Here is a 22,548-nt window from a genome sequence, read left to right on the forward strand (position 1 = left end):
CTCATCGAGATCTACCAGAACTGCAACATCTTCAACGACGGCGCCTTCGACGCCCTCAAAGACAAACAACAGGCCCAGGAGGCGCTGATCCGTCTGGAGCACGGACAGCCCATCCGGTTCGGCGCCGACGGCACACGAGGGGTCGTACGCGACCGGGCCACCGGTGACCTGAAGGTCGTCACCGTGACCACGGAGAACGAGGCGGACATCCTGGTCCACGACGCGCACGCCGCGTCCCCGACCACCGCCTTCGCCCTCTCCCGCCTCGCCGACCCCGACACCCTCCACCACACCCCCATCGGCGTCTTCCGCTCCGTCGACCGGCCCGTCTACGACACCCTCATGGCCGACCAACTCGACACCGCCGTCGAACAACGCGGCAAGGGCGACCTCGCCGCACTGCTCGCGGGCGGCGACACCTGGACGGTCGTGGGCTGACCTTCCCGCCGACTCACGAGGCCCGGGACCGGACGTCCCGGGCCTCGTCATGTGTCCGGCCGGTGTCCCGCGCGTCGTCGTACGCCCGGCGGGCCGCCTCGACCCGGTCCATGCGGTCGTGGGTCCATCGGGCGAGGGCCCGTACCTGCTCCGCCGCCTCGCGGCCGAGGTCGGTGAGCGAATAGTCGACGCGGGGCGGGATGACCGGCTTGGCGTCCCGGTGCACCAGTCCGTCGCGCTCCAGGGTCTGCAGGGTCTGGGTGAGCATCTTCTCGCTGACGGTCCGCCCGCTGGAGCCGCCGACCGCCCGGCGCAGCTCGCTGAACCGGTACGACCGCTCCAGCAGCTCGATCAGGACGAGGACGCCCCAGCGGCTCGTGACGTGCTCCAGGACCAGGCGGTGGGGGCACAGCGCCTCCGCGTCCGCCCCACTCTTACTTACCGGCATGCCAGTACCTTACTTCAAAGTGGGTACTTTCTCATCCACAGCGCTTCCCGTACGGTCGGTGTCATCAGGACATCGATCCCAAGGAGTCGGACAACATGAGCATCGTCGTCACCGGAGCCACCGGACAGCTCGGCCGTCATGTCGTGACGCAGTTGCTGGAGAAGGTCCCGGCGGAGCGGATCACCGCCGTCGTCCGGGACGCGGCGAAGGGCGCCGACCTCGCCGCGCGGGGCGTACGGCTGGCCGTCGCCGACTACAACGCGCCCGAGACCCTGGACGGCCTGTTCACGGCCGGCGACAAGGTCCTGCTGATCTCCGGCAGCGAGGTCGACAAGGACCGGGTGGCGCAGCACACGGCCGTCATCGACGCGGCCAAGGCGGCCGGCGTGGCGCTGCTCGCCTACACCAGCGCCCCGGGCACCCTGACGGCCGCGCTGGCGGACGCCCACCGGGCGACCGAGAAGGTGCTGCTCGCCTCCGGCCTGCCCTACACCCTGCTGCGCAACGGCTGGTACCACGAGAACTACACCGAGCACCTGGCGCCGGTGCTGGAGCACGGCGCGGTCGTGCAGGCCGCCGGCGACGGCCGGGTCTCCTCGGCCGCCCGCGCCGACTACGCCGCCGCCGCGGTCGCGGTGCTGACCGGCGAGGGCCACGAGAACGCCACGTACGAGCTGGGCGGCGACGAGGCGTGGAGCTTCGCCGAGTACGCGGCCGAGCTGAGCCGGCAGACCGGCCGGGAAATCGTCTACCGGCAGGTCTCGGTGGCGGACCTCACCGGCATCCTGACCGGCGCCGGGCTGCCCGAGCCGCTGGCCGGGATCCTCGCCGGCGTGGACGCCTCGATCGCCGAGGGCGAGCTGGTCGTCTCCTCCGGCGACCTGTCCCGGCTGATCGGCCGCCCCACCACTCCGCTGGCCGAGGCCGTCACGGCCGCGCTGAAGAACTGAACCGAGAACAGGGCCGGCTTGGCCGGAGCGCCGGCTTGGCCGAAGGGCCTGCTCATCCGCCCCTCCCTCCCCTGTCATGACCGTATGACGAAACGAACATGACACCGGAGGGCGTCCGGCGCTACCTTCGTGCTCGCGCGTCCGCACCGGGCGCGCGAGCGAGAGGGAGGGGCCGGTGGCCGGGAAATCCGAGGGTGAGCACCGCATAGGCCTGCTGAACGGCTTCGCCGCCTACGGGATGTGGGGCCTGGTGCCCCTGTTCTGGCCCCTGCTGAAACCGGCCGGGGCCGCGGAGATCCTCGCCCACCGCATGGTGTGGTCCCTGGTGGTGGTCGCCGTCGCGCTGCTCTTCGTGCGCCGCTGGGCGTGGGCCGGACAGCTGCTGCGCCAGCCCCGGCGGCTCGGTCTGGTCGCCGTGGCAGCCGCCGTGATCACCGTCAACTGGGGCGTGTACATCTGGGCGGTCAACGCGGGCCACGTCGTGGAGGCCTCGCTGGGCTACTTCATCAACCCGCTGGTCACCATCGCGATGGGCGTGCTGCTCCTCAAGGAGCGGCTGCGGCCCGCGCAGTGGGCGGCGGTCGCGGTCGGCCTCGCCGCCGTCGTCGTCCTCACCGTCGGCTACGGCCGTCCGCCGTGGATCTCGCTCTGCCTCGCCTTCTCCTTCGCCACCTACGGGCTGGTCAAGAAGAAGGTCGACCTCGGCGGGGTGGAGTCACTGGCCGCCGAGACCGCGATCCAGTTCCTGCCGGCGCTGGGCTATCTGATCTGGCTGGCCGCGCAGGGGGACGCCACGTTCGCGGCCGAGGGCGCCGGACACGCCGCCCTGCTCGCCTCCACCGGCCTGGTCACCGCCGTGCCGCTGGTCTGCTTCGGCGCGGCGGCGATCCGCGTGCCCCTGTCCACGCTGGGCCTGTTGCAGTACCTGGCCCCGGTCTTCCAGTTCCTGCTCGGCATCCTCTACTTCCACGAGGCCATGCCGGCCGAGCGGTGGGCCGGGTTCGCGCTGGTCTGGCTGGCGCTGGTGCTGCTCACGGTCGACGCGCTGCGCTTCTCCCGGCGCCCGCGCCGACTCCCCGAACCGGCGCCCCGCACCACCGAGACACCCTCGTCGGCACCCGCGGACGTCTGACCGGGGCGCGAGTGCTACGGGTCTTACGGGTACTACGGGTCTTACGGGTACTACGGGTGCTGCCGGTACTACGGGCAGGGCCGTACCACGGGTACTACGGGCAGGACGGGTACTACGGGTACTACGGGTCCTACGGGCAGGCCGCCGGGCCGGTCAGGCCCGTGCCGCCTTCGCCGCGCGGTCGGTCAGACGGACCATGCGGGCGCGGGCGGCCTCCAGCGGGCGAAGGTCGTCGGCGGCGGGACCCGGCTCGGCGGAGAGGTCCGCCCACAGGCCGATCAGCTCATGGCCCAGCCGCAGGCCCTCCTCGGGGTCGCGCACCGCACGCCACGCGGTCGCCGCGCTCTGCAGGTTGCCGTAGGCCGCCTCCCCGTCCCGGGCCTGGTGGCGCAGCCGGGCCAGCTCCAGCGACAGCCGGCAGGCGCGCACGGGATCGTCCCCCAGGTAGGCGATGTAGGCGGACAGCTCGCGCACGTGCAGCACCTCGGCGTGGTGCGGGCCGAACACGGCGGAGGCCTCGGCGAGCGTGCGTTCGGCCAGTTCCGCCGCCGCGTCGATACGGCCCGCGCGCACGGCCTCGTTGATCCGGCCCATCGGCTCGGCGAGCAGCTCCGCGCCCTCGGCGGTCTCGGTCAGCGGCCCGTCCCCGAGCACCTCCTCGGCGACCGCGTCGAAGCCGCGGGCCGGGGTCTGCGCGGGCGCGGGCTCGTCATGAGGCAGCCCCAGACCCAGGGCCGTACCCGCTCCCGTACCCGTGCCCGCACCCGAGGCCGTACCCGCGCCCGCACCCGCACCCGCACCCGCACCCGCACCCGCACCCGCACCCGAGGCCGTACCCGTGCCCGCGCCCCGCGTGTCGGTCACGGGCCGCGCGTCGGTCGCCGGCACGGGGCCGAACGGGCCGGCCGGTGCCTGCGGGGTGCCCGGTGTGCCGCCCGGCGCGGTGTGCGCCGCAGGGGCCGTGTCCGGTGTCCGAGGGGTGGTCAGCCGGACCGGTTCGCCGGTCACCCGGCTGGAGCCGTCGGCCGAGACCTCCAGGGGCACCACACAGCCCGCGAGGTCGTCGTGGACCGTGGCGTGTATGGGCGCCCCGACGCTGATGGCCAGGCTCTGGAGGCGGTTCAGGACGGCCTGCTGGATCTCCTCGCCGGGCGCCGCGGCCACCGGCACCCCGTCCACCGAGGCGCTCTCCGGGCCGTACACCCGGACGGGCACCGCCGCCGGGTACCCCACGGTCCGCGGCGCCCGCTTCTTCTCGAAGCTGAGTCCAGCCATCGGTGTCCCTCCACTCCCCCGGCGTCGCGATCCGGTCCTACGCATCCTGACCACCAGTGTGTCGGCTGCCCACGGCTGCCGGGTCACCGCGACGTCACAGCCTCGCACCAGCGCGCCCCCTGGCGCCGTGAACCTGACGTCGAGAACCCCCTGGCGCCAGTTGAATGCGTGTGCATAAGATGCGTGTGCACCTTGTTCGTTGGTACGACCTGACGCACCCGGGAGACCTCATGAGCCGCCGCTTTCTCTTCGTCCTGGGCAGTGCCCGCGCCGAAGGCAACACCGAGCTGCTGGCCCGCCGGGCCGCCGAACAGCTCCCCGACGACGTCGGACAGCGCTGGATCGACCTCTCCGGGCAGCCGCTGCCCGACTTCGAGGACCTGCGGCACGACAGCGACCACGTACGACCGCCGTCCGACACCCCGCTCGGGCTGCTGCTGGACGCCACGCTCGAGGCCACGGACATCGTGATCGCCTCGCCGGTGTACTGGTACTCGGTCTCCGCCCAGACCAAGCGCTACCTGGACCACTGGTCCGGCTGGCTGCGCATCCCGGGCCTCGACTTCAAGGCGAGGATGGCCGGCCGCACCCTCTGGGGCGTCGCCGCGCTCGCCCACGAGGAGCTGTCCGTGGCCGGCCCGTACGCCGGCACCCTGCGCTACTCGGCCGCGTACATGGGGATGCGGTTCGGCGGCGTACTGCTGGGCAACGGCAGCAAGCCGGGCGACGTCCTGAACGACACCGAGGCGCTGACCCGCGCCAAGACCTTCTTCGCGCAGGACGCGCCCCTCGCGCGCTTCCCGTACGAGACGGCCGACGCCGCCTGAACCCACGGCACCGGCCGCCCGGCGCCTAGGCGCTGATGTCCTTCGCCGTGAACCGCGCCCAGGCCGCCGAGCCGAACACGACCGCGTACAGCGCCTGGAGGCCGAGGTCGCGCATCAGGTCGTCCCAGTAGACGGGGTCGCGCATCAGGTCGGCGAACGACAGCCAGTAGTGCGAGAAGAGGTACGGCTGCACCGCGTGCAGCTGGGGTATCTGGTCCACGATCTGCACGGTGATGAGCAGGCCGACCGTGGTCGCCATGGCCGCGATGCCGCTGTTGGTGAGGGTCGACACGAACAGGCCGAGGGCCGCCACCCCCACCAGGGACGCCGCGACGACCAGGGCGATCAGCAGCGCGCGGGCCAGCCCCTCGCCGAGGCCGATCCGGGTGCCGGAGATCGTCGTCAGCTCACCGAACGGGAACAGCAGCGCCCCCACGGCCAGCGCCGAGACCGCGACCACCAGCGTGGCCAGCAGGCAGAAGGCCAGCACGGTCGCGTACTTGGTGAACAGCAGCCGGGTGCGGCCGGCCGGGGCCACCAGCAGATAGCGCAGGGTGCCCGCGCCCGCCTCCCCGGCGATCGCGTCGCCGGCCACGACGCCGACCGCCATCGGCAGGAAGAACGGCAGGGTCGCGGCCAGCGCGGTGAACACCAGGAACAGCCCGTTGTTGGTGATCTGCGCGATGAAGGCCGGGCCCTCGCCGCCCCCGCCGCCCACCTGCCCGCCGCCCCGGGTCTCGATCCGCACCGCGACCCCGATCAGCACCGGCACCGCGGCCAGCACCCCGAGCAGGGCGAGCGTGCGCCACCGCCGGACGGTGGTGACCAGCTCGCTGCGCAGCAGCCCGAGGGCCCACAGCGGGTTCGGCCGGCGCACGGCGGCGGCCCCGGTCGGGTACTCAGCCCGCGACATCGAAGCCCTCCCCGGTCAGCGCCACGAACGCGTCCTCCAGCGAGGCGCGTTCGACGGTCAGGCCCCGGACCCGGACCCCGGCGGTGACCAGGGCCGCGGTCACCTCGGCGAGATCCCGCCCGGGCGGTTCACCGGTGACCCGGTCGCCGTCGGCGGTCACGTCCCCGACGCCCAGTTCCTTCAGCACCCGGGCCGCCTCGGCCGGGTCCGGAGTGGTCACGACCAGCCGGCCGCGCGCCCCGGCCGCCAGGTCGGCCACCTCGCCCTGGGTGACGAGCCGGCCCTGCGCCATGACCGCCGCGTGGGTGCACACCTGCTCGATCTCGTCCAGCAGGTGCGAGGAGAGGAACACGGTCGTACCGTCGGCGGCCAGCTCCCTGATCAGGGTACGGATCTCGCGCATGCCCTGCGGGTCGAGGCCGTTGGTGGGCTCGTCCAGCACGAGCAGCCGGCGCGGCTGGAGCAGCGCGGCGGCCAGGCCCAGGCGTTGTTTCATGCCGAGCGAGTACGCCTTCGCCTTCTTGCCGGCGGCCGCCGTCAGGCCGACCCGGTCCAGCGCGGCGGCCACGCGCGCGTGCCGGGTGCGCGGGTCGGCGGTGGGGTCGGCGGAGTCGTAGCGCACCAGGTTGTCCCGGCCGGAGAGGAAGCCGTACAGCGCGGGGCCCTCGATGAGGGCCCCGACCTGCGGAAGGACCGTACGGGCCGCCCGCGGCATGGGGCGGCCGAGCAGCCGGACCGTGCCCGCGGTCGGTTCGATCAGGCCCATCAGCATCCGGATGGTGGTGGTCTTGCCGGAGCCGTTCGGGCCGAGGAAGCCGAAGACGCTGCCCTTGGGGACGGTCAGGTCGAGACCGTCCACGGCGAGCTGTCCGCCGCGGTAGCGCTTGGTGAGCCCGCGCGTGTCGATCACGCCCGCCGGATCACCGTCCGGCGGGCCGCCACGCTCGCGTTCGTCCATCGGCTTCCCCTCGTTTCGTCGGTCCCCTGGGGTCACTTCCCCGCGTCGGCCGCCTTCACCAGGGTCTCCTTCGTCACCAGGCCGGCGTACACCTTGCCGTCGTCGGTGATCAGGGCGTTGACCAGGCGGGTGGAGAAGACCGTGCCCTTGCCGAACTTCCCGGAGACCGGGTCGCCGAGCGAGCCGAGGAAGCCGCCGAGGTCACCGCCCTGGGAACCGGTGGGAAGGCCGCCCTTGGCGCCGGTGTCGACGGTGGCGACGGACGTCCAGCCCTTGCCGAGGACGTCCAGCCCGCCGAGGCCCCCGGCGAGGTCCTCGTCGTGCTTCGGCGCCGGGGTCCTGGCCGCCGCGTCCTTCTCCTCGGTGACCTTCGCGCCCTTCGGCGGGGTGAAGTCGAAGGTGGAGGCGGCCGGCCGGGCGAACGAGACCTGGGTGAAGCCGGCGTCGACCACGGCGGCGCCGCCGCTCCTCGGGGTGAGCGTGAACTTCAGCGGCGTCCAGGTCTTCGCGTCCACGGCGATGCTGATCGCGCCGACCGTGGTGCCGGACTGCCGGGGCCGGATCAGCAGCTTGTAGGCGTCACGGCCGGCCACCTGCGCGGTGCCGTCGACGGTGACGGACGTGGTGTCGTCCACCGCCTTCAGCGCCTTCTCGGCGAAGTCCCCGGGCGTGGCCGGCGGCTCGGCCCGGCGCTCCTTGCCGGACCCGGCCGCGGTGGAGTGGTAGACCTCGTTGCTCTTGCTGTCGTAGCCCCAGACGTCCTTGCCGTCGTGGATGAGGCTGTACTCGGCGCCGCGCTCCAGCAGCGACACCTTCTGCCGGTCCGGGCCGTCGGCGGCGACCCGCAGGGTGTGCATGCCGGTCGCCAGCTCGGTGAGCCTGGACCGCGGGTCGGCGGAGGAGCCGTCGCCGGAGCCGCCGTGGCCGGAGCCGGAGAGCAGGCCGTCCTCGAGGCCGCCGAGGTCGGGCAGGCCGAGGTCGGTGGTGATCTTCACGGTGCCGGACAGCTGCTGCACGTCCGACTTGGCCATCTTGTCGATGAGCTGCTGCGCGGTGATCTTCGGCAAATCGGGGTCGCCGGAGTCGGCGAGCGCCGGGACGAGCCCGATCGTGGCCGCCGCCACCCCCACCACCGCGACCGGAACGGCATACCGGGCGGCCTTGCGCCGGCCGGAGCGCGGGGCCCCGTCCCGCGCGGCCCCCTCGCGCGCGGCGCCCACTGCGTCGTCGGATTCGTACGGTGCCATGTGTGCCTTACCTCCGTCGTCGGCGGCGGCTGTTCTCACGCTGGTCAACCCTGAGCCGCCATTCTCACCCGAATCGATGAGGAGTGGTGATGCGTGCGGTTTCCATATGACCAAATCCGCCGTCAGGAAGCGTCAGCCCTCGGAGGCAACTGCGCCTACGCCTGCGGTATGACACCCAGCGACCGTGTCACCCCGCGACCCGTAGGGGTCGTCAGGGAGGCAGCGCCCATATGAGGGACGCCGGGATCCGGCCACGGAGGGGACATCGGGGGCCGGCCACGGAAAGGACACCAGGGGCCGGCGGGGGCCGTGCGGGGGTCCGCCAGCGGGTCGGTGCGCGGTCGTACAGTCGTACGGTCGTACGCCGGTCAAGCCGGGACGGTACGGCGTCGGCGTCGGCCCGAGCGGGCCGGACCGGGTCAGCCGGCGCGGTGGACCACCGCGTCGCACAGTTCCGTCAGCGCGGCCTTGGCGTCGCACTCCGGCAGCGGGGCCAGCGCGGCCCGCGCCTCCTCCGCGTACCGGACCGTGTCCCGGCGGGCCTGCTCCAGCGCGGGGTGGGCGCGCAGCGCGGCCAGCGCCCGGGCGTGCCGGGTGTCGTCGCTGAGGTCGGAGTCCAGCAGTTCGCACAGCGCGATGTCCTCGGCCAGCCCGAGCCGGGCGGCCCGCTCGCGCAGCCGGAGCACCGGCAGCGTCGGGATGCCCTCGCGCAGGTCGGTGCCGGGGGTCTTGCCGGACTCGTGGGAGTCGGAGGCGATGTCCAGGACGTCGTCCGCCAGCTGGAAGGCGACGCCGAGCCGTTCGCCGTACTGGGTGAGCACGTCCACGACCCGCTCGCCGGCGCCGGACATCATCGCGCCGAACCGGCAGGACACCGCCACCAGGGAGCCGGTCTTGCCGGCCAGCACGTCCAGGTAGTGCTCGACCGGGTCGCGGCCGTCCGAGGGGCCCGCGGTCTCCAGGATCTGCCCGGTGACCAGCCGTTCGAACGCCAGGGCCTGCACCCGGACCGCCTCCGGACCGAGGTCGGCGAGGATCTGGGAGGCGCGGGCGAAGAGGAAGTCGCCGGTGAGGACCGCGACGGAGTTGCCCCAGCGGGTGTTGGCGCTGTCCACCCCGCGCCGTACGGCCGCCTCGTCCATGACGTCGTCGTGGTACAGCGTGGCCAGGTGGGTGAGCTCCACGACCACGGCCGACGGCACGACGCCCGGCGCGTACGGGTCGCCGAACTGGGCGGCGAGCATCACGAGCAGTGGCCGGAATCGTTTCCCGCCGGCCCGCACGAGGTGCTGCGCGGCCTCGGTGATGAACGGGACCTCGCTCTTGGTGGCTTCGAGCAAGCCTTCCTCGACAGCCGCCAATCCGGCCTGGACATCGGCTTCCAGAGCCTGGTCCCGCACGCTCAGCCCGAACGGCCCGACGACGGTCACGAGGGGTCTCCTGTCTGCTGGTGTCTGCTGGCGATTACACGGTTTGTCGATAGGTCGCTGCCATCACTCAAGTCAGCGTATCCGGTCCTGTTTCGATCACCGATAGCGCCCACCGGTCCAGCCCGGGTGGTATCGGATCATGACCGGCATGGTTTTGATCACACGGTAATAAGGGGACATATATCGACTTAACGGTAATCCGGATGCCGTGTCGCGACCTCTCCACACCTTCCTCTCCCTCGCCTTCCCCGGCCGGCCCCTACGACAACGACGCGCGCCACATCCCGGGTTCCACCACGACCCGGACTTCAGACCTGAATCCCCCTAATCCCCCATGTCTGATTTGAAGTCTTTTGCTATTTCGTGAATTGGGTCACTCGTCCGGCCCATCCACGCCGCCCACCGCCGCGCCCGCCCCCCTTGCCCCGTCGGCGAGTTGAGGATTGGCGATCGCAAAGGATCAAGCACCCCATACGGCATCGATCAAGGTCAAATGGCACGTTGTATGAATCCGGTACTTGTTCCCGACATGTGCTCTCGCATACGTTCCGGCCGTCGGGCGGACGCCGAATCCTGCCGCCGCCCGCGTCACCCATTCACGAACTCTTTCGTACGGCAGGAGCGGGGGACCCAGGTAAGTCGCCGCGCCGGACGGCATCCGCCGCGCCGGAACGGCTTGGGGTGAAGCCGTGCCTCCTCCCGGGCACGGCCGGGCGCCTCCCCGCCCGAACCCGACAGCTCACCTCGCAGGCGCCGGAGAGGACCTTTCGATGCCTGCTGCCGCTCAGCACCGCCGTACCCGGAACGCCCGCCTCGTCCGCACCCTCGCCGCCGCCTGCACCGGCGCCGCCGTCCTCGCCCTGCCGCTCATCGGCGCGACCGCCGCGTCCGCCGCCACCACCGCGGCCCCGACGGTGGGCACCACCCCCGCCGGATACCCGGACAACCTGGACGGCTGGATCCGCGAATCGCTCGCGATCATGGCCGAGAAGAACATCCCGGGCACCTACAACGGCATCCACCGCAACATCATCCGCGAGTCCTCCGGCAACCCGGCGGCCATCAACCTCTGGGACTCCAACGCGGCCAAGGGCATCCCGTCCAAGGGCCTGCTCCAGGTCATCGACCCCACCTTCAACGCGTACCACGTCGCCGGGACGTCCTTCGACATCTACGACCCGGTCGCGAACATCACCGCCGCCTGCAACTACGCGGCGGACCGGTACGGGTCGATCGACAACGTCTTCGGCGCCTACTGACCGGCCCGGCCGCCCGGCCCTTCCCCCGGTCAGGCGGCCGGGAACAGTCTTTCGAGGACGACGGCGACACCGTCGTCCTCGTTCGACACCGTCACCTCGTCGGCCACCGCCTTCAGCTCGGGGTGCGCGCCGGCCATGGCGACACCGCGCGCCGCCCAGCGGAACATCGGGATGTCGTTGGGCATGTCACCGAAGGCGAGGGCCCGTTCGGGTCCGATACCCAGCCGCTCGGCGGCCAGCGCCAGACCGGTCGCCTTCGTCACCCCGCTCGGCTGGAGCTCCACGGTGCCCGGCCCCGACATGGTGACGGTCGCCAGCGAGCCCACCACCGAACGCGCCACGGCCGCCAACTCGTCGTCGGACAGCTCGGCGTGCCGCAGCAGCACCTTGCTGATGGGCTCGGCCCACAGATCGGCGCGCCGGCCGACCCGCACCGCGGGCAGCGTCGGGTGCGGCATCCGGTAGCCGGGCTCGATGAGCGTGAGCCCGTCCTCGCCGTCCTGGTCGACCGCCGCGAACACCTGCCCGACCTCCGCCTCGACCTTGCCGAGCGCGGTCTCCGCCAGCTCCCGGTCCAGCCGCACCGACCACAGCAGCCGGCCGGCCCGGGCGTCGTAGACCTGCGCTCCCTGCCCGCACACCGCCAGCCCGGTGCCGCCGAGGCGCGCGAGCAGGGGCCGTACCCGCGGCGCCGGGCGGCCGGTGACCACCAGGTGCCGGGCCCCGGCCCGCGCCACCCGCGCGAGCGCGGCGAGCGACCGGTCGGAGACGGTGTCGTCGCCGCGCAGCAGCGTTCCGTCCAGGTCAGTGGCGATGAGGGCATATGCCGGGGTGGATGCCATGCCCAGAGAATACGGACCCCGGGCCCCGCCGACTCATCCCCCGTTCCCCGTTCCCGCCGTACCGCCCGGCCCCAACTGCCCTACGGTTCCTGCTCGGTGACGAAAGCCCGCCGAACTGTCGTGGGCCCGTGCGAGCACTCTTTCGAGCAATCCCCGAGCCACAAGGACCACTGCCCATGACACGCGTGTCGGCCGTAACGTGTGGCCCGACCACATGGAACGCTTCGCCATGCATGGCACGGATGAGAGTGAGGCAGCACCCATGCCCCCCTTCGACGTCCCCGAGGGCGACCCCTTCGGCCCGCACAACCTCCCCTACGGCGTGTTCTCGCCCAACGGCAGCACGGAGCGGAGGATCGGCGTCCGGCTCGGGAACCACGTCCTCGACGCGGGCGCCACGGCGGCGGCGGTCGGCTCGCCCCACCAGGCGCTGCTCGCCGCCCCCACCCTCAACCCGCTGCTGGCCGCCGGCCGCGCCACCTGGTCGGAGATACGGCGCGCCGTCACCTCCTGGGTCACCGACCCGGCGCACCGCCCGACCGTCGAGCCGCTGTTCCACCCCCTGTCCGAGGTGACCCTGCACCTGCCCTTCGAGGTGGCGGACTACGTCGACTTCTACGCCTCGGAACACCACGCCCGCAACGTCGGCCGGATCTTCCGCCCGGACGCCGAGGACAGCCTCACCCCCAACTGGAAGCACCTGCCGATCGGTTACCACGGCCGCGCCGGCACGGTCGTCGTCTCCGGCACGGACGTCGTACGGCCCGCCGGGCAGCGCAAGGGCCCCGCCGACCCCGCCCCCGTCTTCGGCCCGTCGATCCGGCTGGACATCGAGGCCGAGGTCGGCTTCGTGGTGGGCGTGCCGTCGCGGCAGGGCCGCCCCGTGGCGCTCGGCGACTTCCGCGAGCACGTCTTCGGGCTGTGCCTGCTCAACGACTGGTCCGCGCGGGACATCCAGGCATGGGAGTACGTCCCGCTCGGCCCGTTCCTCGGCAAGTCCTTCGCGACCTCGGTCTCGGCGTGGATCACCCCGCTGGAGGCGCTGGAGCACGCGCGCGTGGCACCCCCCGAGCGCACCCACCCGCTGCTGCCCTACCTGGACGACACGGCCCCGGGCGGGGAACCCGGCGGCTACGACCTCCGCATCTCCGTCGCGATCAACGGCCACGTGGTCTCCGAACCGCCGTTCTCCACCATGTACTGGACCGCCGCCCAGCAGCTCGCCCACATGACGGTGAACGGCGCCTCGCTGCGCACCGGCGACCTGTACGGCTCGGGCACGGTGAGCGGCCCGGCCGAAGACCAGCGCGGTTCGCTGCTGGAGCTGACCTGGAACGGCCGCGACCCCCTCGAACTCCCCTACGGCAAGCGGGCGTTCCTGATGGACGGGGACGTGGTGACCCTGTCCGCCTGGGCTCCCGGCCCGGACGGCCACCGGGTGGGGCTGGGCGAGGTCACGGGCCGCGTCGTGGCGGACTGAGCCGCGGCACGGCGGCCGGCGCGCCGACGGGGCCGGGACCCTGTTCCGGTCCCGTCGAACTCACCTCCCCCACCTGGGACTTCGCCGCCTTTCCCGGTCGGATCGCCGCCGGCACCTGACTCACACCGCCCTTCTTCGCCATACTGACGGGGACACGCATCCGCACCCCGCGCGGCCGTGCGCTGCGTGCCCCGCACCACCCAGCACCCGCACACCTTTCCGACCAGGAACCGGAGCCCCGGCATGACCGTCTGCCTGCTCCTGCTGAGCGCCGTCGCCCTGGCGGCCGCCGTACCGGCGCCGCGCGCGCTGACCCGGGCGGCCTGGCCCGAACGGGAACCCGTGGTCGCGCTGTGGGTGTGGCAGTGTCTGGTCGCCACCGTCCTGCTGTGCTGCCTGACCGCACTGGTCCTGGGCGCGGCGGCCGTCTTCCACACCGTCCGCGACCATGTGTTCGCCCCCGCGCCGCCCGCCGTCACCGCCGCCTACGACCTGTCCGCCACCCCGGTGTGGACCACCGCCCTCACCCTGCTGCTGGCCTGCGGGGCCGCCTGGACGACGGCCATGCTGGCCCGGGAACTGTTCGAGGCCCGCCGCAGCCGGGGCCAGGCCCGGGCGCAGCTGCGCGAACGCGCCCCCGAACTGCCGCCGGGACTGCGGGCGCCGCGCGGGCCGATGCTGGTGCTGGAGGACGAGTACCCCGACGCCTGGTGGATGCCGGGGCACCCGCCTCAGCTGGTCGTCACCACAGGAGCGCTGCACCGCCTCACCGACCTCCAGCTCGACGCCGTCCTCACCCACGAGCGCGGACACGCCCGCGCCCACCACGACTGGCTGCTGCACCTGTCCGCCGCGCTCGCCACGGGCTTCCCGCGCGTGCCGCTCTTCGCCCACTTCTGCGACCAGACGCACCGCCTGGTCGAACTGGCCGCCGACGACGCCGCCTCCCGGCGCTGCGGGCACCTCACCACGGCGCTCGCCCTGATCGAGCTGAACCAGCACCGGGGCGTGCTCTCCTGCGCCTCCAGCCGCCGGCTGCTGGGCGAGCGCGTGGACCGGCTGCTGGAGCCGCCGCCACGGCTGCTGCGCCGGCACCGGGCGCTGACCACGACGGTGGCCGCGCTGGTGCCGCTGGTGCCGCTGCTGATCACCTTCGCCCCCGGGCTGACGGCGCTGTCCTGACGGCATCTGTCCTGACGACGCCGTCCTGACAGGTGCCGTCCCGGGAGGTGCACCGGGAGCCCTGGCGGGCCGGGGCGGGCTAGACCCAGTCGGGCTCCGGCTCGGGCTCGTCGGCCGGCTCGGGCCAGTCCGCGTCGTCCGGTGCGCCGGCGGGCGCGGGCACTGCGGCGCCGTCCAGGGAGGCCAGCACCTTGAGCACGCCTTCGCCGTACGTCACCAGCTTCTTCTCACCGACGCCGTTCACCGTGCCCAGCTCCCGCACCGAGCCGGGCCACCGGGTCACGATCTCCCGGAGGGTGGCGTCGTGGAAGATGACGTACGCCGGGACGCCCTGTTCCCTGGCCTGCTCGGCGCGCCAGGCCCGCAGGGCCTCGAAGGCGGGGAGCAGTGCCTCGGGCAGCTCGGCCGCGGCGGCCTTGGCCTTGCCGCCGCCGGAGGCACCGGAGCCGCCGGCGGACCGGGACCGGGAGGCGGCCGGCTTCTTCGGCTCCTTGCGCAGCGGTACCTCCCGCTCGCGCCGCAGTACCGCGCCGCTCGCCTCGGTGAGCACCAGCGTGCCGTACTCCCCCTCGACCGCGAGGAGCCCCTGCGCCAGCAGCTGCCGGATGACGCCCCGCCACTCGCCCTCGGTGAGGTCCTGGCCGATGCCGAACACGGACAGCTGGTCGTGGTCGAACTGGATCACCTTGGCGGTGCGCTTGCCGAGCAGGATGTCCACGATCTGCACCGCGCCGAACTTCTGCCCGCGCTCCCGCTGCAACCGCACCACCGTGGACAGCACCTTCTGCGCGGCGACCGTGCCGTCCCAGGTCTCCGGCGGGGTGAGGCAGGTGTCACAGTTGCCGCAGGCCTCCGCGTCGGCGTCCTGGCCGAAGTAGGCGAGCAGCTGGCCGCGGCGGCACCGGGCGGTCTCGCACAGCGCGAGCATGGCGTCGAGGTGGGAGGCGGCCCGGCGGCGGAACGCCTCGTCGCCCTCGCCGGACTGGATCAGCTTGCGCTGCTGTATGACGTCGTTCAGGCCGTACGCCATCCACGCCGTGGACGGCAGGCCGTCGCGGCCCGCGCGGCCGGTCTCCTGGTAGTAGCCCTCGATCGACTTGGGCAGGTCCAGGTGGGCGACGAAGCGCACGTCCGGCTTGTCGATACCCATGCCGAAGGCGATGGTCGCGACCACGACCAAGCCGTCCTCGCGCAGGAACCGGGACTGGTGCGCCGCGCGCACGGAGGCGTCCAGGCCCGCGTGGTACGGCACCGCCTGGATGCCGTTCGCGGTCAGGAACTCCGCCGTGCGCTCCACCGAGTTCCGCGACAGGCAGTAGACGATGCCGGCGTCACCCGGGTGCTCCTCCCGCAGGAAGGCGAGGAGCTGCTTCTTGGGGTCGGCCTTGGGCACGATCCGGTACTGGATGTTGGGCCGGTCGAAGCTGGCGACGAAGTGCCGGGCCGTCGGCAGGTTCAGCCGCTGGGTGATCTCCTCGTGCGTGGCGCGGGTCGCCGTGGCGGTGAGGGCGATCCGCGGGACGTCCGGCCAGCGCTCGCCGAGCAGGGACAGGGCGAGATAGTCGGGGCGGAAGTCGTGGCCCCACTGGGACACGCAGTGCGCCTCGTCGATCGCGAAGACGGAGATCTTGCCCCGGGAGAGCAGGTCCAGCGTGGCGTCCAGGCGCAGCCGCTCCGGTGCCAGATAGAGCAGGTCCAGTTCGCCCGCCAGGAACTCGGCCTCGACCACCCGCCGCTCGTCGAAGTCCTGCGTGGAGTTCATGAAGCCGGCCCGGACACCGAGGGCGCGCAAGGCGTCCACCTGGTCCTGCATCAGCGCGATCAGCGGGGAGACCACCACGCCCGTACCCGGTCTGACCAGGGCCGGGATCTGGTAGCACAGCGACTTTCCGCCGCCGGTCGGCATGAGCACGACGGCGTCGCCGCCCGCCACCACATGCTCGATGATCGCCTGCTGCTCGCCCCGGAAGGCATCGAATCCGAAGACCCGGTGCAGCGTGGCCAACGCCTCGCTGCCGGCCGCGCCCGGCCCCTCGGTCACCTGTGGCATCTCGCTGATTCCGCCCATCACGCCCATCGTCCTGTCCCCCGCCGGTCCCCCGTGTGTCGTCTGTCGACCGCTCCCTCAACGATAGGGGCCCGCACCGACAGCCTCGGAGTTATCCACAGGCCGGCCGAGGAATCGCACGTCAAGCACGCGAGTGTCGTTCACACGTTCGCGGGAGACCTGCCCGTTTTCCGCCGATAGTCTGAATGCACCGGCGAGACTCCGTCCCATGGGAGCACTGATGAGCGTCGCACCGAAGGCGTCCGCGTCCAGCTGGCCGATCCCGCCGAAGGGCGGCTGGACCGCCGACGACCTGGACCGCCTCCCGAATCTTCCTCCGCATACGGAATTGATCGACGGGAGCCTGGTCTTCGTGAGTCCGCAGACCGCCTTTCACGAGCGAGTTGTCGACTTCTTCAAGTGGCAGCTGCAGTCTCTGGCACCCTCCGATCTGGAGGTGTTCCGCGAGTTCACCATCGACATCGATCGGCAGAACCGGCCTGAGCCGGATGTCATCGTGCTGCGTGCGGACGCGTGGACGACGTCTGATCAGACCCGTTTCCCCGCAGACGCCATCGTGCTGGCTATCGAGGTCGTCTCCGAGGATTCCGTTTCCCGCGACCGTGAGACCAAGCCCTTGAAGTACGCCCGGGCAAGGATTCCCCACTACTGGAGGGTCGAGGACGAAAAGGGTCGCGCCGCCGTGCACGCCTTCGAGCTGGAGCCCACCATCGGCGCTTACACCAGCGTGGGGATCTTCCGCGAGGAGATGAAGGTGGACGCCCCGTTCCCGATCGCCCTGGACCTCACCATGATCAAGGCGCGGCCCGCAAAAGACCGGTAACAGGGGGCAAACAACAACACGCTGCCCGGCACCCCACTGAAGATGGGTGCCGGGCAGCGGCATGCAAGAGGTGGGTGTCAGCGGACGAAGACCCCCGCCTGGCCCGCCAGGTCCAGGAAGTACTGGGGGGCGATGCCGAGGACCAGGGTGGTGGCCACGCCCATGCCGATGGCCAGCATGGTCAGCGGGGACGGGACGGCCACGGTCGGGCCCTCCGGCTTCGGCTCGCTGAAGAACATCAGCACGATCACCCGGATGTAGAAGAACGCGGCGATCGCCGAGGAGATCACACCCACGATGACCAGCGGGACCGCTCCGCCGTCCGCCGCCGCCTTGAACACGGCGAACTTCCCCGCGAACCCGGAGGTCAGCGGGATGCCGGCGAAGGCCAGCAGGAAGACCGCGAAGACCGCCGCCACCAGCGGCGAGCGACGGCCGAGCCCGGCCCACTTGGACAGGTGGGTCGCCTCGCCGCCCGCGTCCCGCACCAGCGTGACCACGGCGAACGCGCCGATCGTCACGAAGGAGTAGCCCGCCAGGTAGAAGAGGACCGAGGACACGCCGTCCTTGGACGTGGCGATGACACCCGCGAGGATGAACCCGGCGTGCGCGATGGACGAGTACGCCAGCAGGCGCTTGATGTCGGTCTGGGTGATGGCGACGACCGCACCGCCCAGCATGGTGATGATCGCCACCGCCCACATCACCGGCCGCCAGTCCCAGCGCAGGCCGGGCAGGACGACGTAGAGCAGGCGCAGCAGCGCGCCGAACGCGGCCACCTTCGTCGCCGCCGCCATGAACCCGGTCACGGGGGTGGGCGCGCCCTGGTAGACGTCGGGCGTCCACATGTGGAACGGCACGGCGCCCACCTTGAACAGCAGGCCCATGACGAGCAGGGCGCCGCCGATCAGCAGCAGCGCGTCGTTGCCCATCGTGTCGGCGAGCGCGGGGTCGACGTCGGTGACGGTGCCGTCGACCACCTGGGCGATGCGGGCGTACGACACCGAGCCCGCGTAGCCGTACAGCAGCGCGATGCCGAACAGGGTGAACGCCGAGGCGAACGCGCCCAGCAGGAAGTACTTGACCGCGGCCTCCTGCGACATCAGCCGCTTGCGCCGGGCCAGCGCGCACAGCAGGTACAGCGGCAGGGAGAGGACCTCCAGGGCCACGAACAGGGTCAGCAGGTCGTTGGCCGCCGGGAAGATCAGCATGCCGCCGATCGCGAACAGGAGCAGCGGGAAGACCTCCGTGGTGGTGAAGCCCGCCCGCACCGCGGCCTTCTCGCTGTCGCTGCCGGGCACGGACGCGGCCTGCGCGGCGAAGGAGTCGACCCGGTTGCCGTGCGCCACGGGGTCCAGGCGCCGTTCCGCGAAGGTGAACAGGCCGACCAGGCCGGCCAGCAGGATGGTGCCCTGGAGGAAGAGGGCCGGACCGTCGACCGCGATCGCGCCCATGGCCGCGATGTGCGCCTTCGTGGTGCCGTACCCGTCGGCCGCGAGCGCGACGACCGCCGCGAACGCGGCGCACAGGGCGACGACGGACACGAACACCTGCGCGTAGTAGCGGGACCGGCGCGGCACGAACGCCTCGATCAGCACCCCCACCAGCGCCGCGCCGATGACGATCAGCGTCGGCGACAATTGTCCGTACTCGATCTTCGGCGCGTCGATCTTCGTGATCGGTTCGGCCGCGGTTGTCCACAGGCTGTGGACGGCTGTTGTACTCACTTGGCCGCCTCCACCTCGGGCCGGGGGTCCTTCTTGTGTACGTCGGACAGGGTCTGTTTGACCGCGGGGTCGACGATGTTCGTGACCGGCTTCGGGTAGACGCCCAGGAAGATCAGCAGCACGATCAGCGGGGCCACGACCAGCACCTCACGCGCGCGCAGGTCGGGCATCGCCGAGACCTCCGGCTTCACCGGGCCCGTCATCGTCCGCTGGTAGAGCACCAGGGTGTACAGGGCGGCGAGGACGATGCCGAAGGTGGCGATGATCCCGATCACCGGGTAGCGCGTGAACGTGCCGACCAGCACCAGGAATTCGCTCACGAACGGGGCGAGGCCGGGCAGCGACAGCGTGGCCAGGCCGCCGATCAGGAAGGTGCCGGCGAGCACCGGGGCGACCTTCTGCACGCCTCCGTAGTCGGCGATGAGCCGCGAGCCGCGCCGGGAGATGAGGAAACCGGCGACGAGCATCAGCGCGGCGGTGGAGATGCCGTGGTTGACCATGTACAGCGTGGCCCCGGACTGGCCCTGGCTGGTCATCGCGAAGACGCCCATGATGATGAAGCCGAAGTGCGAGATCGACGCGTAGGCCACCAGCCGTTTGATGTCCCGCTGGCCCACGGCGAGCAGCGCGCCGTAGATGATGCTGATCACGGCCAGGACGAGGACGACCGGCGTCGCCCACTTGCTGGCCTCCGGGAACAGCTGGAGGCAGAAGCGGAGCATCGCGAACGTGCCCACCTTGTCGACGACCGCGGTGATGAGGACGGCGACGGGCGCGGTGGCCTCCTGCATGGCGTTGGGCAGCCAGGTGTGCAGCGGCCACAGCGGCGCCTTCACCGCGAAGGCGAAGAAGAAGCCGAGGAACAGCCAGCGTTCGGTGCTCGTCGCCATGTGCAGCGTGCCGTTCGCGCGGGCGTCGGCGATCTCGCTGAGCGAGAAGGACCCGGCGACCACGTAGAGCCCGATCACCGCGGCCAGCATGATCAGACCGCCGGCCAGGTTGTAGAGGAGGAACTTCACCGCCGCGTACGAGCGCTGGGTGGCGGCCGTCTCCTCGCCGTGCGCGTGGGCGCGGTCCCCGAAGCCGCCGATGAGGAAGTACATCGGAATCAGCATGGCTTCGAAGAAGATGTAGAAGACGAAGACGTCCGTGGCCTCGAACGAGATGACCACCATCGCCTCCACCGCCAGGATCAGCGCGAAGAAGCCCTGGGTGGGCCGCCAGCGCCGGCTGCCGGTCTCCAGCGGGTCGGCGTCGTGCCAGCCGGCGAGGATGATGAACGGGATCAGCAGGGCGGTCAGCGCGACCAGCGCCACCGCGATGCCGTCGACGCCCAGTTCGTACCTGACCCCGAAGTCCCTGATCCAGGCGTGGTTCTCGGTGAGCTGGTAGCGCTCGCCGTCCGGGTCGAAGCGGACCAGGACGGTGACGGCCAGGGCGAGCGTGGCGAGCGAGACGAGCAGCGCCAGCCACTTGGCGGCGGTGCGCTGGGCGGCCGGTACGGCGGCCGTGGCGACGGCCCCGAGGGCCGGGAGCGCCGCCGTCGCTGTCAGCAGGGGAAAGGACATCGGTATCAGACCGCCCTCATCAGCAGGGTCGCGGCGACCAGGAGTGCCGCGCCGCCGAACATCGAGACCGCGTAGGAGCGGGCGAAGCCGTTCTGGAGCCGGCGCAGCCGTCCGGACAGGCCGCCGAAGCCGGCCGCCGTGCCGTTGACGACGCCGTCCACCAGGGAGTGGTCGAGGTAGACCAGGGAGCGCGTCAGGTGCTCGCCGCCCCGCACCAGGACCACGTGGTTGAAGTCGTCCTGGAGCAGGTCGCGGCGGGCCGCGCGGGTGAGCAGCGAGCCGCGCGGGGCGACCGCGGGGACGGGCTTACGGCCGTACTGGGCCCAGGCGATGGCGACCCCGACGACCAGGCACACCATGGTGGCCCCGGTGATCACTCCAGCGCTGAGCGGCGCGTCGCCGTGGTCGTGCCCGGTGACCGGCTCCAGCCAGTTCAGGAAGCGGTCGCCGATGCTGAAGAAGGCACCGCCGAAGACCGAGCCGACGGCGAGGACGATCATCGGGATCGTCATGACCTTCGGGGACTCGTGCGGGTGCGGTTCGGTGTGCTCGCCCCCGGTCTCGGCGGCGGGCTCCACGCTGGGCTCGGCCGGGGACGGGGTCGGGGCGTCGCGCCACCGTTCCTCTCCGAAGAACGTCATCAGCATCACGCGCGTCATGTAGAAGGCGGTGATGGCCGCGCCCAGCAGGGCCGCGCCGCCGAGGATCCAGCCCTCGGTGCCGCCCTTGGCGAACGCCGCCTCGATGATCTTGTCCTTGGAGAAGAAGCCGGACAGGCCCGGGAAACCGATGATGGCCAGGTAGCCGAGGCCGAAGGTGATGAAGGTGACCGGCATGTACTTGCGCAGGCCGCCGTAGCGGCGCATGTCGACCTCGTCGTTCATGCCGTGCATCACCGAACCGGCGCCGAGGAACAGCCCGGCCTTGAAGAAGCCGTGCGTGACCAGGTGCATGATCGCGAAGACGTAGCCGATGGGGCCGAGACCGGCGGCGAGGACCATGTAGCCGATCTGCGACATGGTCGAGCCGGCCAGCGCCTTCTTGATGTCGTCCTTGGCGCAACCGACGATCGCACCGAACAGGAGCGTGACCGCGCCGACGACGGTGACGGCCAGCTGGGCGTCGGGTGCCGCGTTGAAGATCGCGCCGGAGCGGACGATCAGATAGACGCCCGCGGTCACCATGGTCGCCGCGTGGATGAGGGCGGAGACCGGGGTCGGACCCTCCATGGCGTCCCCGAGCCAGGACTGCAGCGGCACCTGGGCGGACTTGCCGCAGGCGGCGAGCAGCAGCATCAGGGCGATCGCGGTGAGCCTGCCCTCGGAGGCGTCGCCGACGAGACCCGGCTCCTCGTGCGTGCCGAGGACCGGGCCGAAGGCGAAGCTGCCGAAGGTGGTGAACATCAGCATGATCGCGATCGACAGGCCCATGTCGCCGACGCGGTTGACCAGGAAGGCCTTCTTCGCGGCCGTGGCGGCGCTGGGCTTGTGCTGCCAGAAGCCGATCAGCAGGTACGAGGCGAGGCCGACGCCCTCCCAGCCGACGTACAGCAGCAGGTAGTTGTCGGCGAGGACGAGCAGCAGCATCGCCGCGAGGAACAGGTTCAGGTAGCCGAAGAAGCGGCGGCGGCGCTCGTCGTGCGCCATGTACCCGACCGAGTACAGGTGGATCAGCGAGCCGACGCCCGTGATGAGCAGGACGAACGTCATCGACAGCTGGTCCAGGCGGAAGGTGACGTCCGCCTGGAAGCCGGCCACCGGGATCCAGCTGAACAGGTGCTGCGTCAGGGTGCGGTGTCCGGCGCCCTTGCCGAGCAGATCGGCGAAGAGGACGAGCCCGAGGGCGAAGGACACGAACGACAGCACAACGCCGATCCAGTGGCCGGCGCGGTCCAGGCGCCGGCCGCCGACCAGGAGGACGGCCGCTCCGAGCAGGGGCGCCGCGATGAGCGGCGCGATCAGGTTCTCCACGATTCTTCCGA

18 protein-coding genes, 1 pseudogene and 1 riboswitch are annotated in these 22,548 nt (G+C 71.7%); of the genes and pseudogenes, 8 read left to right on the top strand and 11 right to left on the bottom strand.

Going from position 1 to position 22,548, the window contains the following annotated elements; all coding sequences use genetic code 11:
• Positions 1–438, top strand: a pseudogene (locus IE251_RS33650) (2-oxoacid:ferredoxin oxidoreductase subunit beta); the annotation flags it as partial.
• A gap of 13 nt (positions 439–451) precedes the next feature.
• Here IE251_RS33650 and IE251_RS33655 read toward each other — a convergent pair.
• Complete coding sequence (locus IE251_RS33655; RefSeq protein ID WP_189756736.1) at positions 452–886, bottom strand: winged helix-turn-helix transcriptional regulator; 435 nt, start codon at positions 884–886, stop codon at positions 452–454.
• Between the two features lie 95 nt (positions 887–981).
• On the opposite strand from IE251_RS33655, the gene IE251_RS33660 reads away from it, so the two are divergent.
• A complete protein-coding gene (locus IE251_RS33660; RefSeq protein WP_189756737.1) occupies positions 982–1,836 on the top strand; it encodes an SDR family oxidoreductase in 855 nt (284 codons plus the stop codon).
• 175 nt (positions 1,837–2,011) lie between these two features.
• A complete protein-coding gene (rarD, locus tag IE251_RS33665) occupies positions 2,012–2,968 on the top strand; it encodes an EamA family transporter RarD (RefSeq protein WP_189756738.1) in 957 nt (318 codons plus the stop codon).
• Positions 2,969–3,121: 153 nt separating this feature from the next.
• Here rarD and IE251_RS33670 read toward each other — a convergent pair whose 3' ends face one another.
• Positions 3,122–4,243, bottom strand: a complete 1,122-nt coding sequence (locus tag IE251_RS33670; RefSeq protein WP_229897044.1) for a hypothetical protein — start codon at positions 4,241–4,243, stop codon at positions 3,122–3,124.
• A 230-nt stretch (positions 4,244–4,473) separates the two neighbouring features.
• On the opposite strand from IE251_RS33670, the gene IE251_RS33675 reads away from it, so the two are divergent.
• A complete protein-coding gene (locus IE251_RS33675) occupies positions 4,474–5,070 on the top strand; it encodes a flavodoxin family protein (protein WP_189756739.1) in 597 nt (198 codons plus the stop codon).
• 25 nt (positions 5,071–5,095) lie between these two features.
• On the opposite strand, the gene IE251_RS33680 is transcribed toward IE251_RS33675, so the two are convergent.
• The 4 genes from IE251_RS33680 to IE251_RS33695 all read right to left on the bottom strand — a co-directional run bounded on the left by IE251_RS33680 (position 5,096) and on the right by IE251_RS33695 (position 9,618).
• The gene (locus tag IE251_RS33680) at positions 5,096–5,983 is read right to left on the bottom strand and encodes an ABC transporter permease (protein ID WP_189756740.1); all 888 of its coding nucleotides are present in this window, start codon (positions 5,981–5,983) and stop codon (positions 5,096–5,098) included.
• Positions 5,970–6,941 (bottom strand): ABC transporter ATP-binding protein, encoded by a 972-nt coding sequence (locus IE251_RS33685; protein WP_189756741.1) that lies wholly within the window; start codon positions 6,939–6,941, stop codon positions 5,970–5,972. Before IE251_RS33685 ends, IE251_RS33680 begins: the two co-directional genes overlap by 14 nt.
• Before the next feature lie 32 nt (positions 6,942–6,973).
• On the bottom strand, positions 6,974–8,188 hold the full coding sequence (locus IE251_RS33690) for a LolA family protein (protein ID WP_189756742.1): 1,215 nt from the start codon (positions 8,186–8,188) through the stop codon (positions 6,974–6,976).
• A 419-nt stretch (positions 8,189–8,607) separates the two neighbouring features.
• Complete coding sequence (locus tag IE251_RS33695; protein WP_030778358.1) at positions 8,608–9,618, bottom strand: polyprenyl synthetase family protein; 1,011 nt, start codon at positions 9,616–9,618, stop codon at positions 8,608–8,610.
• A 587-nt stretch (positions 9,619–10,205) separates the two neighbouring features.
• A riboswitch (cyclic di-AMP (ydaO/yuaA leader) is annotated at positions 10,206–10,386 on the top strand.
• Positions 10,387–10,388: 2 nt separating this feature from the next.
• On the opposite strand from IE251_RS33695, the gene IE251_RS33700 reads away from it, so the two are divergent.
• Positions 10,389–10,877 carry a transglycosylase SLT domain-containing protein gene (locus IE251_RS33700; protein WP_189756743.1) on the top strand — a complete coding sequence of 163 codons (489 nt, stop codon included), beginning with the start codon at positions 10,389–10,391 and terminating at the stop codon, positions 10,875–10,877.
• Positions 10,878–10,906: 29 nt separating this feature from the next.
• Here the strand turns inward: IE251_RS33700 and IE251_RS33705 are convergent, their stop codons facing one another.
• Entirely contained in the window at positions 10,907–11,719 is an 813-nt protein-coding gene (locus IE251_RS33705; protein WP_189756744.1) for an HAD family hydrolase, read from the bottom strand.
• 262 nt (positions 11,720–11,981) lie between these two features.
• On the opposite strand from IE251_RS33705, the gene fahA reads away from it, so the two are divergent.
• Entirely contained in the window at positions 11,982–13,199 is a 1,218-nt protein-coding gene (fahA, locus tag IE251_RS33710) for a fumarylacetoacetase (protein WP_189756745.1), read from the top strand.
• A gap of 243 nt (positions 13,200–13,442) precedes the next feature.
• On the top strand, positions 13,443–14,381 hold the full coding sequence (locus IE251_RS33715) for a M56 family metallopeptidase (RefSeq protein ID WP_189756746.1): 939 nt from the start codon (positions 13,443–13,445) through the stop codon (positions 14,379–14,381).
• A 79-nt stretch (positions 14,382–14,460) separates the two neighbouring features.
• On the opposite strand, the gene recQ is transcribed toward IE251_RS33715, so the two are convergent.
• A complete protein-coding gene (gene recQ / locus IE251_RS33720) occupies positions 14,461–16,458 on the bottom strand; it encodes a DNA helicase RecQ (RefSeq protein WP_189756747.1) in 1,998 nt (665 codons plus the stop codon).
• Positions 16,459–16,669: 211 nt separating this feature from the next.
• Here recQ and IE251_RS33725 point away from each other — a divergent pair, with 211 nt between their 5' ends.
• Positions 16,670–17,272, top strand: a complete 603-nt coding sequence (locus tag IE251_RS33725) for a Uma2 family endonuclease (RefSeq protein ID WP_189756844.1) — start codon at positions 16,670–16,672, stop codon at positions 17,270–17,272.
• Between the two features lie 77 nt (positions 17,273–17,349).
• On the opposite strand, the gene nuoN is transcribed toward IE251_RS33725, so the two are convergent.
• Genes nuoN through nuoL form a run of 3 tightly spaced genes read right to left on the bottom strand, consistent with a single transcriptional unit; the run spans position 17,350 to position 22,537 of the window.
• Positions 17,350–18,999, bottom strand: a complete 1,650-nt coding sequence (gene nuoN, locus IE251_RS33730) for an NADH-quinone oxidoreductase subunit NuoN (RefSeq protein ID WP_189756748.1) — start codon at positions 18,997–18,999, stop codon at positions 17,350–17,352.
• Positions 18,996–20,567 (bottom strand): NADH-quinone oxidoreductase subunit M, encoded by a 1,572-nt coding sequence (locus IE251_RS33735; protein ID WP_189756749.1) that lies wholly within the window; start codon positions 20,565–20,567, stop codon positions 18,996–18,998. The genes nuoN and IE251_RS33735 overlap by 4 nt, the downstream gene beginning before the upstream one ends.
• A 5-nt stretch (positions 20,568–20,572) precedes the next feature.
• Complete coding sequence (nuoL, locus tag IE251_RS33740) at positions 20,573–22,537, bottom strand: NADH-quinone oxidoreductase subunit L (protein WP_189756750.1); 1,965 nt, start codon at positions 22,535–22,537, stop codon at positions 20,573–20,575.
• Positions 22,538–22,548: the final 11 nt, after the last annotated feature.

Origin of the sequence: Streptomyces eurythermus (assembly GCF_014649115.1) — a bacterium.
In the GTDB taxonomy this organism is placed as follows: domain Bacteria; phylum Actinomycetota; class Actinomycetes; order Streptomycetales; family Streptomycetaceae; genus Streptomyces; species Streptomyces eurythermus.

Excerpts from the sequence above, each read along its gene's own strand:
- IE251_RS33660 (WP_189756737.1), top strand. The coding sequence starts at position 982 with ATGAGCATCGTCGTCACCGGAGCCACCGGACAGCTCGGCCGTCATGTC.
- IE251_RS33690 (WP_189756742.1), bottom strand. The coding sequence starts at position 8,188 with ATGGCACCGTACGAATCCGACGACGCAGTGGGCGCCGCGCGCGAGGGG.
- IE251_RS33725 (WP_189756844.1), top strand. The coding sequence starts at position 16,670 with ATGAGCGTCGCACCGAAGGCGTCCGCGTCCAGCTGGCCGATCCCGCCG.
- IE251_RS33675 (WP_189756739.1), top strand. The coding sequence starts at position 4,474 with ATGAGCCGCCGCTTTCTCTTCGTCCTGGGCAGTGCCCGCGCCGAAGGC.
- IE251_RS33700 (WP_189756743.1), top strand. The coding sequence starts at position 10,389 with ATGCCTGCTGCCGCTCAGCACCGCCGTACCCGGAACGCCCGCCTCGTC.
- recQ (WP_189756747.1), bottom strand. The coding sequence starts at position 16,458 with ATGGGCGTGATGGGCGGAATCAGCGAGATGCCACAGGTGACCGAGGGG.
- IE251_RS33685 (WP_189756741.1), bottom strand. The coding sequence starts at position 6,941 with ATGGACGAACGCGAGCGTGGCGGCCCGCCGGACGGTGATCCGGCGGGC.
- IE251_RS33715 (WP_189756746.1), top strand. The coding sequence starts at position 13,443 with ATGACCGTCTGCCTGCTCCTGCTGAGCGCCGTCGCCCTGGCGGCCGCC.
- fahA (WP_189756745.1), top strand. The coding sequence starts at position 11,982 with ATGCCCCCCTTCGACGTCCCCGAGGGCGACCCCTTCGGCCCGCACAAC.
- IE251_RS33705 (WP_189756744.1), bottom strand. The coding sequence starts at position 11,719 with ATGGCATCCACCCCGGCATATGCCCTCATCGCCACTGACCTGGACGGA.
- IE251_RS33655 (WP_189756736.1), bottom strand. The coding sequence starts at position 886 with ATGCCGGTAAGTAAGAGTGGGGCGGACGCGGAGGCGCTGTGCCCCCAC.
- IE251_RS33735 (WP_189756749.1), bottom strand. The coding sequence starts at position 20,567 with ATGTCCTTTCCCCTGCTGACAGCGACGGCGGCGCTCCCGGCCCTCGGG.
- IE251_RS33670 (WP_229897044.1), bottom strand. The coding sequence starts at position 4,243 with ATGGCTGGACTCAGCTTCGAGAAGAAGCGGGCGCCGCGGACCGTGGGG.
- IE251_RS33680 (WP_189756740.1), bottom strand. The coding sequence starts at position 5,983 with ATGTCGCGGGCTGAGTACCCGACCGGGGCCGCCGCCGTGCGCCGGCCG.